A 16,151-nucleotide genomic window follows, 5' to 3' on the forward strand; every position below is an offset into this window, starting at 1 on the left:
AACTGTTTCAACGCAGATTGCGGAGGACAGACCCGGACGCAAGGCGCATCACGCCAGTGTGACTATTTGACAGCGGCTTCGGCCACGATCTGAAAGGTGTCATCCAATTCCTGGGCAATGTCCCTCAGGGGGTCTCCGCCCTCATAGATATAGGGCGCGAATACAAAGCTGGGCGTTTTATAGGACAGGGTGGCGGTGCCGTCCTCGTTTTCGGTCACGTAAAACCGGATCGGTGCTTCGATCATTGCGCGCACCGAGGTTTCCAGCACGCGCACCGCATAGTCATTGTTGAAGGCGCCGATCACCAGATTGCCTGGGATTGTGATCCCGCGCGCGGCGGCGGCTTTGGTGGGGCCGGCCTGCGTGACCACGATCAGACCGTTTGCCTTAACCGCCGATTTGGTGTCCAAGACCAATTCATCATAGCTTTTGCCTGTTGGATACACGGCCCATCCCGAGAGCGGTTCGTCGGCCCAGGCGGGCAGAGCCAGCAGGGCGAAGACAGTCCAAAGCAGTTTCATCCAGAGGCCTCCTTTTAAGGTGTCTGCAGGAATCCTGCCAGAAATGCGGGGACGTCGCACTCACAATCTTGTGCGCATTCGGGATTGCGCCGCGCCGCTTAAAGCCGCAGAAACGGGCGCAGGACGAAGGGAAAGGTCTGGATCGGATGCGCCTGATGATCTGCAAAACCTGTGGCACCGCACGCGATCGGGCGGCCGAGGTGCAGGCTGTGCAGGACGCACTGAAAAGGGCCGGATTGACGGATCAGGTCGAAGTGAGCGAACACGCCTGTTTCAGCGGCTGCGCGGAACCCACGGCCCTAGCTATACAGGCGCAGGGGCGCGCATCTTATGTGTTTTCGGGAGTCGATGTGGCGGCGGATGCTGCGGATATCGCTGAAACTTGCCGTACTTACCTGAACAGCCCGCAGGGCTGGATTGAAGACGCCCGACCCTGCGGGCGGCTTCGGATGTGTTTGCGTGCGCGTATTCCGGCGCTTTAATCGACCTGAACCGTAACCGCAGCACGAACCGGCACGTTATCGACCGAAAGCGGGCTATGGCTGTTGGAATTCAGCGAAACCGAAACCTCGACCTCGCCTTTGGGCAACTGATCAATGTGCATCCAACTGCCGTAAAGCCGGGCGAGCTTTTCTCCGTTGATGTAAACATGCGCGTGCCCTTCGCCCGCCATGTCTGCGGTCGATGCGTTCTGCGGTGCGAAGGTAAAGTTTTTTGGCATGACATGCAGGTTCCAGCCAGACATAGGATCCTGTGTCAGAGCGATGTCCAGTGTAGGTGCATCTGTGCCTGCCGGTAGGTTCAGGGCCGTGGAATGATCGTGGGCCATGGTCTCAGTGTGTGAGGCTCCGTGAATAGACGGATCAGAATGGTCGTGGCCATCAAATGTGACGCCATTTGCAGCAGCAATTACAAATCCTGCACCGCCGCCAAAGACCAGACCGATCACGAATAGAGCAAGTGAACGGGTCATTGTATTTCCTTGAAAACATAGGGAAACGCGCCAAGTTTACACCCGGCGCGTTCAATCGAAGTGCGATCAGGCCGTTGCTTCGGAAGGTTGCGCTTCTTTCTGCCAGAAATAGCCAGCGAACGCGCCAACCAGAACCCATGCAACCAGACCGATTCCAAAAGCTCGTGCGGCGAACAATGCGCCAATTTCAGTCGGCACAGGGCCGGTGAAAACATCGGGCTCGGGTGCACCGATAAGATGTGGCACCAACAGAAGTACCGCAGCGATCACATAGCTGATCAGGTTACCTCCAAAGGCGATCAACCACATGGCGACAAGGGCTGCTGCAACCGTTGCGAACCACCAGACCTGACGTGCATAGACATCGGCTGCTGCGACACCCGGCACTTCAGGCGCCAGGGTGAAACCTGGTGCAAGGTGGAAGGCGATAAATCCGGCCAACCCCCAAAGGACGCCGGTCCGGCCATCAATCTGATGTCCTTGACCTTCGGCTACCGACATCAGCGCAACCATCACCAACGCATAGCCGGTATAGGTCAGCATGGTAAAGATGACACTCAGCGCATCACGCGTCAGTTCAGAGAACATGCGCGGCAGCTCGGGATGAGCCGATACGGTCTCGCCCCCGAAATGCACCAGCTCTCCGGATTCATAAAGCTCGGCATGCAACAATACTGGTTGCACAAATACCAACTGCAGCAAGGCGGCAATCAGCCCCGCTGCAGCACCAGCGAACAACGCGCTGGTCAATATACGACTGAACACGGTCTTAGTGGCAGGGGAAGCCGGTCGCGTGACGCACGTCATGCGCTGCATCATGCAGGGCCGCTGCCTGAACGTGACCGGTCAGCGTGATGAGGCCCAGACCCAGAACCACTGCAAACATGACCGGAACAAAGCCTGTACGCGCGGCGGATGCTGTTTTCGTTTGTGTTGCCATTTTGTATTCTCCTCTGCCGCCGCACCCGACGGCCGGTGTTTCGTTTTTGCGCCTGGCAGGTCTCCTGGCTTGCGGGTCGATGCCTCTGTTCGCCTTCCCCCCGGAGAACCGGGAGTGGCTGGTTGAACAGGGGCTCTCCGCTTACAGTCGCGGGGGCGGCTTTGGAGTTGACCACCGAGGCAGTCGCACCAAATTCCCTCTTAGCATCCGGATTTCTCCGGCAGGACCAGACACCCCCATTTAGCCGCTATAGCTGTGGCGGTGCAATCATCATTTGCGACGTATTGTGTCAGATTATGCGCTTTTTCAGCAAATAAATATCCATGATCCAACCATGGTCGGCACGGGCATGGGCGCGGCGGTCTAGAATCTGCTGCGCAACCTCGGCCAAAGGGCCTTTGATCAGGATTTCCTCTTTCATGCCGACATATGAGCCCCACCAAATGTCCAATTCTTCCATGTTCAGGTTTTGGAAGGAACATTCGCCATCCAGCATCACCGCCACGTTTTCTGCGGTTTCCGGCCATCCTTCGTCCCGGATGCGACGACCAGTTGTTACGATATAGGGCGCGCCCAGTTCGTTGATCGGAATCGCATGGGCCGCCGTCAGCGCTTGCAGCGCTGTGATGCCGGGAATCACCCGTGTTTCTGGCTGAGGGGTCAAACGTGCCGCGATTCGCAGCGAACTGTCATACAGCGACGGATCCCCCCAGATCAGCAGCGCCACATGGCGGGCCTTCGGGTGGGCTGCGATGGCCTCCTGCCAGCGCAATGCAATCGCGTCGTGCCATTCGTCCACTCCGCGTAAATAGCCATCATCGGCACAGCGTTTGGGAATGTCGAAATACGCGATTTGCGGAGGGGTATCCGCGACCTGAGCGATGATCTGCTCGCGCAGCCCTGCCAGATCGGCCTTGTTTTCGCCCTTGCGGGGGATCAGGATCAGGTCCGCCGAACGGATCGCCTGCGCCCCTTGAAATGTCACATGATCCGGGTTGCCGGTGCCAATACCGATCAGCGTCAGGTCAATCATTTTCGAACTCTGCCAGAGGTCCATACAGGATCAGGGCCGGGGCGGTGCCGATCTCGGTTTCCAACTGCTGCGACAAAGCACCGATGGTCGAGCGTTGCAGTTTTTGTTCGGGGGTCGAGACGGATTCGGCCATCAATGCAGGCGTGTCCAGCGGCAGGCCGTGCGAATGCAGGGCGCCAACCAAAAGGGGAAAGGTGCGCTTGCCCATAAACACGACGGTCGTAGCCTGTGGATCAGCCAGTGCTGCCAGGTTCAGATCTTCGGGCAGTTTGCCACTGACATCGTGGCCGGTGACGAATTGCACGCGCCGCGCGGTCAGTCGCCGGGTCAGCGGAATGCCCGCCGCTGCCGCCGCCGCTACCGCCGAGGGGATGCCGGGGATGATTTCATAGTCGATCCCGGCCTCTTGCAGGGCCACCAGTTCTTCTTCAAGCCGGCCGAACATGCCGCCATCACCGGATTTCAACCGCACAACATGCTGACCGGTTTGTGCATATTCGACCAACAAGCGGCTGACGTGATCCTGCTTGGGCGAGGGGCGCCCGGCGCGTTTGCCGACACCAACCAGATCAGCATCCTCGCGCGCGTGGCTCAGGATCGGGCCGCTGCTGAGGTCATCAAACAGCACCGCATCGGCTTTCTGCATCCTGTCTACCGCCTTCAGTGTCAGCAATTCCGGGTCGCCGGGGCCTGAACCGATGAAGGACACAAAACCACTCATGCCGAGGCCTCGGCGATCAGATGAAAGAATGTCCCGGTGACATTGTTTCGCACCGATCCGGTTTGCGGGCCTTCCGCGCCTTCGGCGTCGAACACGCGCGCCAGCGGGGCGTCAGGCTGTTCGATGATCGAGGAATAGTGGAACTCATGCCCGCGTAGCGCTGTGCCTTCGGCAAATCCGGCCATTGGGGCCAATAATTCCGCCTTGCGATAACCCAGGTTGAACTTGCGCTTTTCATAGGAGGTCACAAGGCCCAGAAGGCCCGCCATTTCGTGCCGGGCACCCTCTTTGTCGATCAACGCCTGACCCAGCGCCATGTAGCCCCCGCATTCGCCATGCACAGGTCTTGTCTCGGCATGTTTGCGCAGCCCAGTCTGGAAGGTGTTGGCGGCGGCCAATGTGGCTGCGTGCAACTCGGGATACCCACCCGGCAGCCAGACCAGATCGGCATCCGGGGCAGGGGCTTCATTCGCCAGCGGTGAAAACGGTAGGATTTCTGCACCCGCCGTGCGCCAGCCTTCCAGCAAATGCGGATAGGTGAACGAAAACGCAGCATCCCGCGCCAGTGCGATCCGCTGCGCCGGAGGGCGGGGTAGCACGGCTGACGATGGCCTATTTGGGCTTGAGGAAGCCGCCCGCTTGATCGCCTCCAGATCGACATGTTCACGCAGGAACGCAGCATAGCCGACAATGGCGCTTTCCAGATCGGGATGTTCCACCGCCTGGATCAAACCTAAGTGCCGCTCGGGAAGTGTCAGGTCTCCGCGTCGTGGCAGAACGCCCAGAACCGGCAGGCCTGCACGTTCCATACCCAACCGGGTCAGACGCTCGTGGCGCGGGCTGGCGCAGCGGTTCAAAATTACCCCGGCAAAGGGCAGGTCGGGGTTGTACATCCGAAACCCCAGCGCCGTGGCTGCAGCTGATTGCGCCTGACCGCCGACATCCAGAACCAACACCACAGGCCAGCCCATACGCTGCGCGGTTTCCGCGCTAGATCCATGGCCAATCTCACCGGGTTTGGCGACACCGTCGAACAGACCCATCGATCCTTCGGCTACGACGATATCCGCGCCGTCAGCCTGTGCCGATATTGCGTTCAGCAGAGGATCGCCCATCGCCCAGCTGTCCAGATTGAACGAGGCGCGCCCAGCCGCAGCCCGGTGAAAGGCCGGGTCGATATAGTCAGGGCCGCTTTTGAATGGTTGGACGGTCAGGCCATCCTCGGCCAGCGCACGCAGCAGGCCCAGCATCACGGTGGTCTTGCCAGTCCCCGAAGACGGTGCCGAAATCAGAATACCCGGAGGGTTAGTCATCACCATGGCTCCAGCTTGACCAAGGGCTGTCCGCGCTTTGCGGGCGATACCGGCGGTCGTAATCCTTTGAATACAGGCAGCTTTCGTCGAATCCTTCACCAGCCAGTGCCGGGCCAACCATGATCAGCGCAGTGCGCGAGATGCTCTCGTCCAACGCGTCTTTTAGGGTTGCCAGCGTGGCACGGATGATCCGCTCATCGGGCCAGCTGGCACGATAGACAACGGCCACCGGGCAGTCGGACCCATAGGCAGGTGTCAGATCGGCGATCACCGTATCCAGATTGCCGATCGACAGGTGGATGGCCAGTGTCGCCCCGGTGCGGGCAAAGTTTTTCAGCGTCTCGCCCTCGGGCATCGACGATGCGCGTCCCGGTGTCCGAGTCAGGACCACTGATTGCGCAAGTCCGGGCAGGGTCAGTTCCGTGCCCAGAGATGCGGCTGCAGCGGCAAAAGACGGCACGCCGGGGGTCACGCTGACCGGGATGCCCAATTCCTTGAGGCGGCGGATTTGTTCGCCCATCGCCGACCAGACCGACAGGTCGCCGGAATGCAGTCGCGCAACATCCAGACCGGCCTGATGTGCGGTCTCGATCTCGGCCATGATTTGATCCAGATCCATCGCCGCCGTGTTCACGATCTTGGCGTCGTCGGGGCAATGGCCCAGAATTTCCTCTGGCACCAGCGAACCCGCATACAGGCAGACCGGGCAAGCGGCGATGATATCGCGCCCCCGCAGGGTCAGCAGGTCGGCGGCGCCCGGTCCGGCGCCAATGAAATGAACGGTCATGTCTGTCCTCCGATGGCGATGGCGCAGGTGGCCAGCCGGTCGTCTGAAATCTGTCGGGGTGAGATCAGCCGCGCACCAGTTCCGGCGGCGGCAAGGGCGGATGCTTCGGCGACGCTGCCGGTGCCATAGGTGGCGCGGCTGCGGGTCGAGCAGGTGAGGGTGCGCTGCCCGGCCAGATCGGCGGGGGGAATGAAATGCAAGGGCAGGGCAATGGCCGAGGCAAAATCTGTTAGTGCGGCGTGGCCTTCCTTGTCGGCTACCGTGGCAAGCGCGTCCACAGCGTGACCGGCACTCGCCTGATCATAGGCGGCGCGCAGGCTGTCCAGCGTAGCGGCCGAGGAAAAACCGATGCCTGCGACGATCATAGCGTGACGCTCCATTGCACCACCGGATAGGCCGATTTCCAACCGCGCCGCGGCCCCAGGGCTGAAGCCTGTGCCAGTTCGACCCGTAGCAGCTCACCGCCCAGCCTATCCTGCCACTGCGCTAGTAGAGCTTCGCTTTCCAAAGTCACCGCGTTGGCCACCAGCCGCGTGCCGGAGGGCAGGGTTGTATGCAGCCATTGCAGCAGCTCACTGCTCAGCCCGCCGCCAATGAAAACCACATCGGGCAGGGGCAGGCCGTCCAGCGCATCCGGGGCGGTGCCATGCACCACCTGCAGCCGGTCCTGACCCAAAGCGTCGGCATTGCGGCGAATACGCTCGGCGCGGTCTTCGCGGGGTTCGACCGTCGTGGCGCTGAGCGTTGGATCACACATCAGCCATTCGATGCTGATTGACCCGGTGCCGCCGCCAATGTCCCACAGATGCTCGTCCCGCTGCGGGGCCAGCGCCGAAAGGGTCAGCGCACGGATAGGGCGTTTGGTGATCTGGCCGTCGGTCTCAAAAATCTCATCCGGTTTGCCAGAGGCGCGCGGAAAGGCCTGCCCGCCGCCAGCAACCTCGAGCCCGACGCAGACCGGGTGATCGAACCCACCCAACAGCGCCTCGGTCAGCGAGACACTGCGCGCCCGTTCGCGCGGGCCGCCCAGGGCCTCCATCACATGCAGGTGTGTGTCGGCAAAGCCGGTGTCAGTCAGATAGGTGGCAAGTTCCGTCACGGCTTTACCATCGCGCAACAGCAGAATCGCGCGCAGGCCGGGGGCCAGATGCGGGCGCAGCCGGGTCAGCGGGGCCGCGTGCAGACCAAATGTCTGCGTGCTTTCCAGCGGCCAGCCCAACCGCGCAGCGGCCAGCGAAAAAGTGGATTGGCCGGGTAGGGCGGCCCATTCCCCGGCTTCGAAATTCCGCGCGATCACGGATCCGGCGCCGAACCAGAACGGATCACCCGAGGCCAGAACCACGGTTGATCGCCCGCGAAAACCGGTCAGGATCGGCAGACCATCGGCAAAGGGCACAGGCCATTCCACCTGCTGGGCTCCGAAATCGGGAACCAAGGATAGGTGTCTCGGTGGCCCCATGATGATTTCAGCGCGTTCCAGCACTTGACGGCTTGCGGGGGGCAAGCCATCCAGTCCATCTTCGCCCAAACCCAAAACGGTCAGCCACGGAGCTTCAGACATGTCCAACCTCCTGATATTGGGCGGCACGACCGAGGCCAACGCGCTGGCAAAAGCCATTGCCGACCGGGGTATTCCCGCGACCTATTCCTATGCCGGGCGTGTCGACAATCCGCGCCCGCAACCTCTGCCGGTACGTGTTGGCGGGTTCGGTGGGGCCGAAGGGCTGGTGAAATATATCCATGACCACAGCATAAGCCACGTGATCGACGCGACCCACCCTTTTGCCGCCGGGATGAGCCGTAACGCGATTGAGGCCTGCCATGCGGCGCAGATTCCACTTGTTGCGCTGACACGGCCCGAATGGGCACCGCAGCCCGGTGACACCTGGCTGCGCGTCCCGGATATCGCCGCAGCGGTGGCCGCTTTGTCCGGTAATCCGCAGCGCGTGTTTCTTGCGGTCGGGCGCATGCATCTCGAAGATTTCGTCAGCCAGCCCCAGCACCATTACCTGTTGCGGCTGGTGGATGAACCCGATGTCCTGCCCTTGCCGAATTGCGAGGTTGTCGTGGCGCGCGGACCCTTTGCCGAGGCTGATGACCGGGCGTTGATGCAGCGCCACGGCACGCAGCTGGTGGTATCCAAGAACGCGGGCGGCGCCGGCGCGCGCGCCAAGCTGGACGCCGCGCGGGCTCTGGGCATACCGGTGTTGATGGTCGACCGTCCAGCCCTGCCGCAGCGGCTGGAACTGTCGAGCGTTCCGCAGGTTCTGGATTGGCTGGCTCATTCCGGGGTGAACCTCGGCGTATAGACGATCGGGTCACCGGCGCGTTCGATCACGCGGGTCAGTGATGAGCCGACGATGACAACGGTCTGCATATCGGCCATATCAGGCGTGGCCTCAATCAATGTCGAAATCCGGATTGCCTCATCCACCCGGCTGACAGCGCGGGCGAACAGGATCAGCCGTTCGGGTTCGCATTCCTCACGCAGAATTTCCAGTGTTTTGACAAAGCCTTCGGGGCGGGATTTCGAGCGGGGGTTGTAAAACGCCATCGCAAAATCCGCTTGCGCTGCCAGACGCAGGCGCTTCTCGATCAGAGGCCAAGGTTTGAGGTTGTCACTCAGGTTGATGGTGCAGAAATCATGCCCAAGCGGGGCGCCAGCGCGGGCGGAGGCCGCAAGCATCGCGGTGATCCCGGGCAGCACCTCAACCGATAGGTCGCGCCATTCACGGGGGCCGTTTTCCAGCGCTTCGAACACCGCTGCTGCCATGGCAAATACGCCCGGATCGCCCGAGGATACGACCACTACGCGCTTCCCTTCGGCCGCCATTTGCAACGCATGCTGCGAACGGTCGATCTCAACCCGGTTGTCGCTGGCATGCAGCGTCAGGCCGGGGCGTTCGGCGATGCGCGCGACGTAAGGAATGTAGCCGACGACATCCGTCGCCTCAGCCAGCGCAGCGGTCACTTCGGGCGTCACCAGAGCCTCGTTTCCTGGCCCGAGTCCTGCAATCTTGACCCAGCCGCTCATGGCCGCCGCCCTTGTCCGTGAACGATGATGATCGAGAAATACGGGGTGATCCCCTCGCAATTTTCCGACAATTTGCACACGCGTTGATTAGGCATCTGAGCGTATTCCACGATCCAAGCACGGTCATACAAACCGGCCGTCTTCAAGGCCCGCTTCACTTTGTCGATATTGCGCCCGATCTTCATCACCACCAGCGCGTCGGTTTGGGCCATCCGGTGGGCCAGATCGTCTTCGGGCAATGTGCCGACCAGAACGGTCAATACGTCGTCTCCCCAGGTGATGGGGTCGCCGGTTGCGGTCCACGCGCCGGACATACCGGTGATCGCAGGCACGACTTCAACTTCAGATTCGCCGCGTAATCGATTGTAAAGATGCATGAATGATCCGTAGAAGAACGGATCACCCTCGCACAGGACCACCACGTCTTCGCCCTGATCCGACAGTGTCTTCAGATGCGCGGCACAATCTTCATAAAACGCCGAGAGCAGCTCATTGTACCGCGGATCACTCAATGGAATTTCTGTGGTCACGGGGTATTCCATCGGGAATTCCACCGCGCCTTCTGGGATCATGCCATTGACGATCTTGCGGGCCTGACCACTGCGACCCGGTTTGCGGAAAAAGGCCACGTGGCGGGCAGTGCGCAGTAGGCGGTCGGCCCTGACGCTTATCAGGTCCGGATCGCCGGGGCCGAGGCCGACACCGTATATCTTGCCCGCGTTCATTCGGCGCGGCTCGCGATGGCGTTGACCGCGGCGACCGTGATGGCGCTGCCACCAAGGCGACCCTTGACGATGCAGGACGGCACAGGCTGCGCCTCCCACAGAGCGTCTTTAGATTCGACCGCACCGACAAAGCCCACCGGGCAGCCGATGATGGCCGCAGGGCGCGGGCAGTCGGGGTCTTCCAGCATGTTCAGCAGGTGGAACAGGGCGGTGGGCGCATTACCGATGGCCACCACGGCACCTTGCAGATGCGGGCGCCACAACTCCAGCGCAGCGGCGGACCGGGTGTTGCTCATCTCGGCAGCCAGCGGACGCACACGTTCGTCGTGCAGGGTGCAGATCACCTCGTTATCGGCGGGCAGGCGGAACCGGGTCACACCCTCGCTGACCATGCGGGCGTCGCACAGGATCGGTGCGCCGTCTTCCAACGCGGCACGGGCCGAGGTCACAAAACCGGGTGAGAAATGCACGAACTCTTCCAGCCCCACCATACCTGCCGCGTGGATCATCCGGACGGCGACCTGTTCCTCATCGGCGTCGAACCGTGCCAGATCGGCCTCGGACCGGATGGTGGCAAAGCTTTGTTTGTAGATCGCGGCGCCGTCGGTTTCGTATTCATAGGGCATCAGGTGAAGTCCATGGTCATAAGTGTTTCGGGGCTTAACCCGCGCAGGTTTGGCTCATCTCCCGCGCGGCCTTGTTTGACAAGATCAAATCGACCATCGTGGCCGACCAGGGTGACATCAGCTGGTCCCATGCGCGCGCATCCTTTGGCACAGCCCGAGACATGCAAGTGGCCGGGAATACGCGAGGCAAGCGCGCGGGCGATATCGCGGGTCTCCACCTGCGCCTGCGGGCAGAGCGGGGCGCCGGGGCAGGCGTCAGTGGTCATCAGCGGGTCGGTGCCATCGGTGACGAACGCTCGGGCGGGTATCGCCGCCCCGCCTTCCATCAGGAACAGCCGCCAAGGGGTGACTCGCAGCGCAGAGGCACCGCAGGTCTCAATCAGCCCCGCAAGCGCGCGCGCTGGCAACTGACCGAACGCGGCTCCGTATAGCGCACCCAGTTCCACGATGCCCGGCTCAGGCAGAGCGCCAACATCACCCGGTGCGCTGCCTTGGCATTCTGACGGCAAATCCTGTGTCGCAACCACGCGGGCCATGCGCCGGGCCTCGGGAGTGTGGTGATCCGCGAACCATTCGGCCAGCGCGATCAGGTGGTCGATGGCGATTTTTTCGGTCACGCGACGCCCTGTTTCGGCCCCATCAGCGCGTAGGATCAGCCCGTCGGGGCCTGTCTCCAGCCGGATATCCGCCGAATCCCCGACCAACAGGCGATTTGGTCCGGTGTCGATGGCAAACCCAAACTTGGCTGGTAGCGACGGCAATTCACCCAACCGGTCGGTCAGTTCCTGCGTCAGTCGTGCGGTAAGATCGCCGGATTGGTAGAGCGGCGTCACCAGAATATTGCGCCGCACCTCGATACCCGGTTCCGCATCCAAAAGGTTCAGCGCAGCGAGTTCTTCTAGCAAAGGTTGGTGATCGGCCTCGGCCACACCGCGCAGTTGCAGATTGGCGCGATTGGTCAGGTCAATGGTGCCATTGCCGAACCGGTCGGCAAGTTCGCACAGGCCTAACATCTGCGCTGCCTCAAGGCGCGCCAACCGCGGCCGAACCCGCACGACCAACCCGTCCCCCGACATCATCGGGCGATGGGCGCCGGGGCACCAGCCCTGAACGATCGGTGCACTCATCCCAACCCCTCCAGATCGGCTCGGATCGAGTTTCGGCGCGTGTTCCACAAGCCAGCCTCGAGCAGCGCACGGAACCGATCCTGCATGGCCTGATGCGCCTGTGGGTTCTTCTCTTGCAGAAAGGCATCAACCTCGGCGTTACCCAGTGTGGCATCGTGGTAGATGTCAAACAGATGCGGTGCAACGGTTCCCGACAGATGGGCAAAGCTTGCCATATGATCCAGCGTTGCCGCGATCTCGGCGGCGCCGCGGAATCCGTGCCGTTGCATTCCTGCGATCCAGTCAGGATTAGCCGCGCGCGCGTGGACAACGCGGCTGATTTCCTCAGACAGGGTTCGGGCGCGGGGTGTGTCTGGGTTGGTATTGTCCAGATGGTACAGCTGCGCAGTACCGCCAGTGACTTTCTTGGCGGCGGCAAAACCGGCCTCATGCGTGGCATAGTCATTGGCCAACAGCAGATCGGTTTCGGTCAGGTCCTGAAGGTGAACAAAGCTGTCGGCAAGGGCAACGCGTTGGGTAATACCATCGACATCCCGTGCAATTTGCTCGCCCTCAAGCGCAAAGGAACTGGCATCCAGCCAAGCCTGACCGGCCTGTGCGCGCGCTTCGTCCGTATAGATTTCGGATAGCTGCGTCATGTTCAGGCCATAGCTGCCGGGGGCGGGGCCATAGACACGGGCGGCCGGTGCCTGCCCGGCATATGGGTTCCAGTCTCCTGCCTCGTCCCGTTCACACAATGCTCGCACTGCCTGGCCATACAGCGCAGAAAGCGTCGGGAATACATCGCGGAACAGGCCCGAGACACGCAAGGTCACGTCTAGCCGTGGACGGCTGAGATCAGTGATTGGCAGCACCTCGATACCGGAAACCCGCTCCGACCCCTTGTCCCAAACCGGTTTCACACCCAGCAGGTGAAGCGCCATGGCGAATTCTTCACCCGCAGTGCGCATCGTGGCCGAGCCCCAGAGGTCGACAATCAGCCCCTTGGGGTAATCGCCTTCTTCCTGCAGATGCCGCCGCACTAGTTCCTCGGCCAGTTTGACACCTTGGGTATAGGCCGCGCGAGTTGGAACCGAACGCGGATCGGTGGTGTAAAGATTTCGCCCTGTCGGCAGCACGTCCGAGCGCCCGCGATAGGGTGAGCCAGAGGGGCCAGCCTCGATCCGTTTCCCGGCCAGTGCGTCCAAAAGTGATTGACGTTCCGCATGCGCCGAAGGCGTGGCATCAAAATTGCCGGTCACTTCGGGGACGCGGCCAAAGACGTGCAAGCCGTCGCCGAACTGGCTTTCTTTGATGTCGCAGACAAATCGGTCGATACGGGTGATCGCTTCGGCGGTACAGGTTGCCTGATTCAGACCCAGATCGCTTTCCAGACCAATGGCCTGCGCCTCATCCCGTATGTCTTCTTGTAGTCGGTCGCGGCGTTTGGGGTCCAGCCCGTCGGCGTTCGAGAATTCGTCCAGCAGGGATTCCAGCCGCACCATACGGTCCGGCGTGTCACTTGTTCGCATCGGGGGTGGGATATGGCCCAGTGTAACCGCGCCGATCCGGCGCTTGGCCTGTGCGGCCTCGCCGGGGTCATTCACGATAAAGGGGTAGATCACCGGCAGATCGCGGACCAACGCCTCAGGCCAGCAGTTTTGGGACAGGGCGACCGATTTGCCTGGCAGCCATTCCAACGTGCCATGCGCGCCGATATGGATCAGCGCGTCCGCGCCATGCCCCTTACGCAGCCAGAGATAGAAGGCAACATAGCTGTGGCGCGGGGTGCGGGACAGGTCGTGATAGTCGTCATCGCGCAGCTCGGGTGTGCCGCGTTCGGGTTGCAGCGCGATCAGCGTCTTGCCCCGGTTCAGGGCGGTAAAGTGGAAGGCACCATCGGCAAAAAACGGGTCGTCCTCGGGCTTGCCCCAAATGGATTGCAGATCCGTTTGCAGCTGCTCCGGCAGGTCCGCCAGCGCGGTTTGATAGGCCGCGAGCGGCCAAGACAGTCGCGCATCCAAAAGCGTCTCGGCAATCGGCGCGCCGGGTGCGGTGTCATAGCCTTCGGCCTGCAGATCGGACAGCATCGCCTCGGCCGAGGCCAGTGCATCCAGGCCCACCGCATGGGCCATCTGCCAATCCTTGCCGGGATAGGTGGACAGCACCAGCCCCGGTCTCTGATCGGCTTTGGGTTTATCGGTCAGGCCCAGCCAGCCGTCGACCCGGTCAATGATCGCCTCAATCCGTTCCGGCTCGGGGCAGTGAGCAAAACGGGAATATTCCAGATACGGGTCGCGCTTGCCCGGTTCCTTGAACGAAGCGATGCCCGCCGAAATGCGGCCATCCACCTCGGGCAGGACCACATGCATTGCGAGGTCGGCGGGGGACAGCCCGCGTTCCGCATCGACCCAAGCCTTGCGGCGTGCGGTGGACAAGGCGACCTGAAATACCGGCACATTGGCGGCGTCCAGCGGGGACGTTCCCGAGGCGCCTTTGCCCGAAAAGGAGGTGGCGTTGATGATTGCCGAGGGGGCCAGCGCTACGACCTGTTCGCGCAGCCAGTCAGCGGCGGTAGGGGCTTTGAGCGACGGCGCAAATAGGCCAACAGCCTGAAACCCACGCGCACGCAGACGGTGGATCAGGGCCGCGACCGGGGCAGTGTCTGCCGAGGTCAGATAGGCGCGATAGAAGGTCACGAGGATGCGCTTGGCATCACCGGCGAATGCGGTATCCGCCGGGATCACACCGCGATCCGGGCACCATACGCCACATTCCGGGATCGTCTTGGCCCCCATCACCGGGCCAGAATAAAGCCCCGCGGCCAGTGCCATTTGCGCCAGCGCAGCCTGCGCTGCGACCTCACCGCCTGTGTCGCAAAGATGCGCCAGCCGCCGCAGGGTTGAAACGGGCAGGGTAGAATAGTCATCCAGCCGCGTATCTTCACGTCCATCCGCAGGCAGCACAGCAACGGCAATGCCCTTAGCTTGAGCCAGTGCCAGAACCTGCTGCAAGCCATAGGACCAGTAGGGCACGCCACCGATCAGGCGGATCAGGATACCTTTGGCGCCCTCCAGCGTCTGCTCGACATAGGTGTCGACAGAAAGCGGGTGTTTCAGCGCCGTTAGATTGGCCAGCCGCAGGGTCGGCATCCGGCCTTCGGGTCCACCACCACGATGCCAGCCTGCCGCGAAAGCGCCAAGGTCACTGTCGGAAAAGGACAGCACCACCAGATCCGCCGGGCTCTGGCCCAGATCGGTTGGGGTCTCCGTTTCCTCTAACCCGTGGCTTTCGCGGAAGACGACGTGCATGGCTTACTCGGCGGCCTCGGTTACACCCACGAGGATTTCGCGGATTTCAGCCTCTTTGATGTCGTCATGCTCGGCGATGACCACCAGACGCGAGCGACGCTCTTCACCTGGCTCCCACGGGCGGTCGTACTGATGACGCACACGGGCCCCGACTGCCTGCACCAAAAGGCGCATGGGTTTGCCGGTAACAGCGGCATAGCCTTTGACCCGCAGGATGTTCAGTTCATTCGCCAGACGTTCGATATTGGCGACCAACTGGGCCGGATCGGTCTGTTCCGGCAGCTCGACAATGATGCTTTCGAAATCATCATGCTCGTGATCGTGGTGGCCATCGTGATGGCTGGGACGTGCCTCCATGTCATCTTCAGCAGCGGCCTCAAGCCCCAGCACAACACGTACATCCACAGCGCCTTCGGCCACTTCGACCACGGGCAGCGGGCGCGGAGCCTCTGCCGCGATGATTTCCTTGGCCTTGGCGACCCCCTCGGGGCCAGCAAGATCAGGCTTGGTCAGCAGAATGATGTCGGCGCAGGAGATCTGGTCCTCGAACACCTCGGATAGCGGCGTTTCGTGATCAATCGAGTCATCGGCCAGGCGCTGGGCATCCACCGCAGCGACATTCGGGGCAAAGCGACCGGCGGCCACAGCTTCGGCATCGGCCAGAGCAATTACGCCATCCACGGTGATTTTCGAGCGGATATCCGGCCAGTCGAACGCTTTCAGCAGCGGCTTGGGCAGGGCCAAGCCAGAGGTTTCGATCAGAATGTGATCGGGGCGCGGCTCTAGCGCCATCAGCGCCTCGATGGTCGGGATGAAATCATCTGCCACGGTGCAGCAGATGCATCCATTGGCCAATTCCATAATGTTTTCCGCCGGGCAATCGGGGATCGCGCAGGATTTGAGGATTTCGCCATCGACGCCAACATCTCCAAACTCGTTGACCACAATGGCCAGGCGCTTGCCCTGCGGGTTCTGCATCAGATGACGCACCAGCGTGGTCTTTCCCGAGCCCAGAAAGCCGGTGATCACAGTGACGGGCAGTTTTTCGAGATTGCTCATAT

The 16,151-nt window shown here is 61.8% G+C and carries 18 protein-coding genes and 1 riboswitch; of the genes, 2 read left to right on the top strand and 16 right to left on the bottom strand.

The features are described 5' to 3' along the window. Positions 1 to 62 precede the first annotated feature (62 nt). Positions 63 to 521, bottom strand: a complete 459-nt coding sequence (locus AC2FH9_RS07970) for a DUF302 domain-containing protein (RefSeq protein ID WP_496871194.1) — start codon at positions 519 to 521, stop codon at positions 63 to 65. A 68-nt stretch (positions 522 to 589) separates the two neighbouring features. Between AC2FH9_RS07970 and AC2FH9_RS07975 the strand changes: the two genes are divergently transcribed. Then, positions 590 to 1,003 carry a DUF1636 family protein gene (locus tag AC2FH9_RS07975; protein ID WP_246097114.1) on the top strand — a complete coding sequence of 138 codons (414 nt, stop codon included), beginning with the start codon at positions 590 to 592 and terminating at the stop codon, positions 1,001 to 1,003. Here the strand turns inward: AC2FH9_RS07975 and AC2FH9_RS07980 are convergent. The 9 genes from AC2FH9_RS07980 to cbiE form a co-directional block, all read right to left on the bottom strand. Further along, complete coding sequence (locus AC2FH9_RS07980) at positions 1,000 to 1,494, bottom strand: hypothetical protein (protein ID WP_142632872.1); 495 nt, start codon at positions 1,492 to 1,494, stop codon at positions 1,000 to 1,002. The two genes, AC2FH9_RS07975 and AC2FH9_RS07980, sit on opposite strands and share 4 nt — an antisense overlap. A gap of 66 nt (positions 1,495 to 1,560) precedes the next feature. Beyond that, positions 1,561 to 2,259 (bottom strand): CbtA family protein, encoded by a 699-nt coding sequence (locus AC2FH9_RS07985; protein ID WP_142632874.1) that lies wholly within the window; start codon positions 2,257 to 2,259, stop codon positions 1,561 to 1,563. Between the two features lie 4 nt (positions 2,260 to 2,263). Continuing rightward, entirely contained in the window at positions 2,264 to 2,434 is a 171-nt protein-coding gene (locus AC2FH9_RS07990) for a CbtB domain-containing protein (protein ID WP_142632876.1), read from the bottom strand. Positions 2,435 to 2,471: 37 nt separating this feature from the next. Then, positions 2,472 to 2,680: riboswitch (cobalamin riboswitch) on the bottom strand. Between the two features lie 43 nt (positions 2,681 to 2,723). Continuing rightward, on the bottom strand, positions 2,724 to 3,467 hold the full coding sequence (gene cobF, locus AC2FH9_RS07995) for a precorrin-6A synthase (deacetylating) (RefSeq protein ID WP_496751633.1): 744 nt from the start codon (positions 3,465 to 3,467) through the stop codon (positions 2,724 to 2,726). After that, a complete protein-coding gene (cobA, locus tag AC2FH9_RS08000; protein ID WP_142632880.1) occupies positions 3,460 to 4,188 on the bottom strand; it encodes a uroporphyrinogen-III C-methyltransferase in 729 nt (242 codons plus the stop codon). Before cobA ends, cobF begins: the two co-directional genes overlap by 8 nt. Then, a complete protein-coding gene (locus AC2FH9_RS08005) occupies positions 4,185 to 5,507 on the bottom strand; it encodes a cobyrinic acid a,c-diamide synthase CobB (protein ID WP_496688607.1) in 1,323 nt (440 codons plus the stop codon). Before AC2FH9_RS08005 ends, cobA begins: the two co-directional genes overlap by 4 nt. Beyond that, positions 5,494 to 6,288 (bottom strand): precorrin-4 C(11)-methyltransferase, encoded by a 795-nt coding sequence (gene cobM / locus AC2FH9_RS08010; RefSeq protein ID WP_496749459.1) that lies wholly within the window; start codon positions 6,286 to 6,288, stop codon positions 5,494 to 5,496. Before cobM ends, AC2FH9_RS08005 begins: the two co-directional genes overlap by 14 nt. Further along, entirely contained in the window at positions 6,285 to 6,653 is a 369-nt protein-coding gene (locus AC2FH9_RS08015; RefSeq protein WP_496749690.1) for a cobalamin biosynthesis protein, read from the bottom strand. The genes cobM and AC2FH9_RS08015 overlap by 4 nt, the downstream gene beginning before the upstream one ends. Beyond that, entirely contained in the window at positions 6,650 to 7,849 is a 1,200-nt protein-coding gene (gene cbiE / locus AC2FH9_RS08020) for a precorrin-6y C5,15-methyltransferase (decarboxylating) subunit CbiE (RefSeq protein ID WP_496871195.1), read from the bottom strand. Before cbiE ends, AC2FH9_RS08015 begins: the two co-directional genes overlap by 4 nt. Between cbiE and AC2FH9_RS08025 the strand changes: the two genes are divergently transcribed. Beyond that, positions 7,848 to 8,597, top strand: coding sequence for a cobalt-precorrin-6A reductase (locus tag AC2FH9_RS08025; protein WP_496871196.1), 750 nt, complete (start codon positions 7,848 to 7,850; stop codon positions 8,595 to 8,597). The genes cbiE and AC2FH9_RS08025 overlap by 2 nt on opposite strands. Here AC2FH9_RS08025 and cobJ read toward each other — a convergent pair. The 6 genes from cobJ to cobW are packed head-to-tail and all read right to left on the bottom strand — an operon-like array spanning position 8,570 to position 16,149. Next, on the bottom strand, positions 8,570 to 9,322 hold the full coding sequence (cobJ, locus tag AC2FH9_RS08030; RefSeq protein ID WP_496695985.1) for a precorrin-3B C(17)-methyltransferase: 753 nt from the start codon (positions 9,320 to 9,322) through the stop codon (positions 8,570 to 8,572). The two genes, AC2FH9_RS08025 and cobJ, sit on opposite strands and share 28 nt — an antisense overlap. Beyond that, positions 9,319 to 10,047, bottom strand: coding sequence for a precorrin-2 C(20)-methyltransferase (locus AC2FH9_RS08035; RefSeq protein ID WP_496749463.1), 729 nt, complete (start codon positions 10,045 to 10,047; stop codon positions 9,319 to 9,321). The genes cobJ and AC2FH9_RS08035 overlap by 4 nt, the downstream gene beginning before the upstream one ends. Beyond that, entirely contained in the window at positions 10,044 to 10,673 is a 630-nt protein-coding gene (locus tag AC2FH9_RS08040) for a precorrin-8X methylmutase (RefSeq protein ID WP_496749464.1), read from the bottom strand. The genes AC2FH9_RS08035 and AC2FH9_RS08040 overlap by 4 nt, the downstream gene beginning before the upstream one ends. Continuing rightward, a complete protein-coding gene (gene cobG, locus AC2FH9_RS08045) occupies positions 10,673 to 11,800 on the bottom strand; it encodes a precorrin-3B synthase (RefSeq protein WP_496871197.1) in 1,128 nt (375 codons plus the stop codon). Before cobG ends, AC2FH9_RS08040 begins: the two co-directional genes overlap by 1 nt. Further along, the gene (gene cobN / locus AC2FH9_RS08050) at positions 11,797 to 15,090 is read right to left on the bottom strand and encodes a cobaltochelatase subunit CobN (RefSeq protein ID WP_496871198.1); all 3,294 of its coding nucleotides are present in this window, start codon (positions 15,088 to 15,090) and stop codon (positions 11,797 to 11,799) included. The genes cobG and cobN overlap by 4 nt, the downstream gene beginning before the upstream one ends. Before the next feature lie 3 nt (positions 15,091 to 15,093). Next, complete coding sequence (gene cobW, locus AC2FH9_RS08055) at positions 15,094 to 16,149, bottom strand: cobalamin biosynthesis protein CobW (RefSeq protein WP_496871199.1); 1,056 nt, start codon at positions 16,147 to 16,149, stop codon at positions 15,094 to 15,096. Positions 16,150 to 16,151 lie beyond the last annotated feature (2 nt).

The organism is Ruegeria sp. CDSC081 (genome assembly GCF_059610485.1).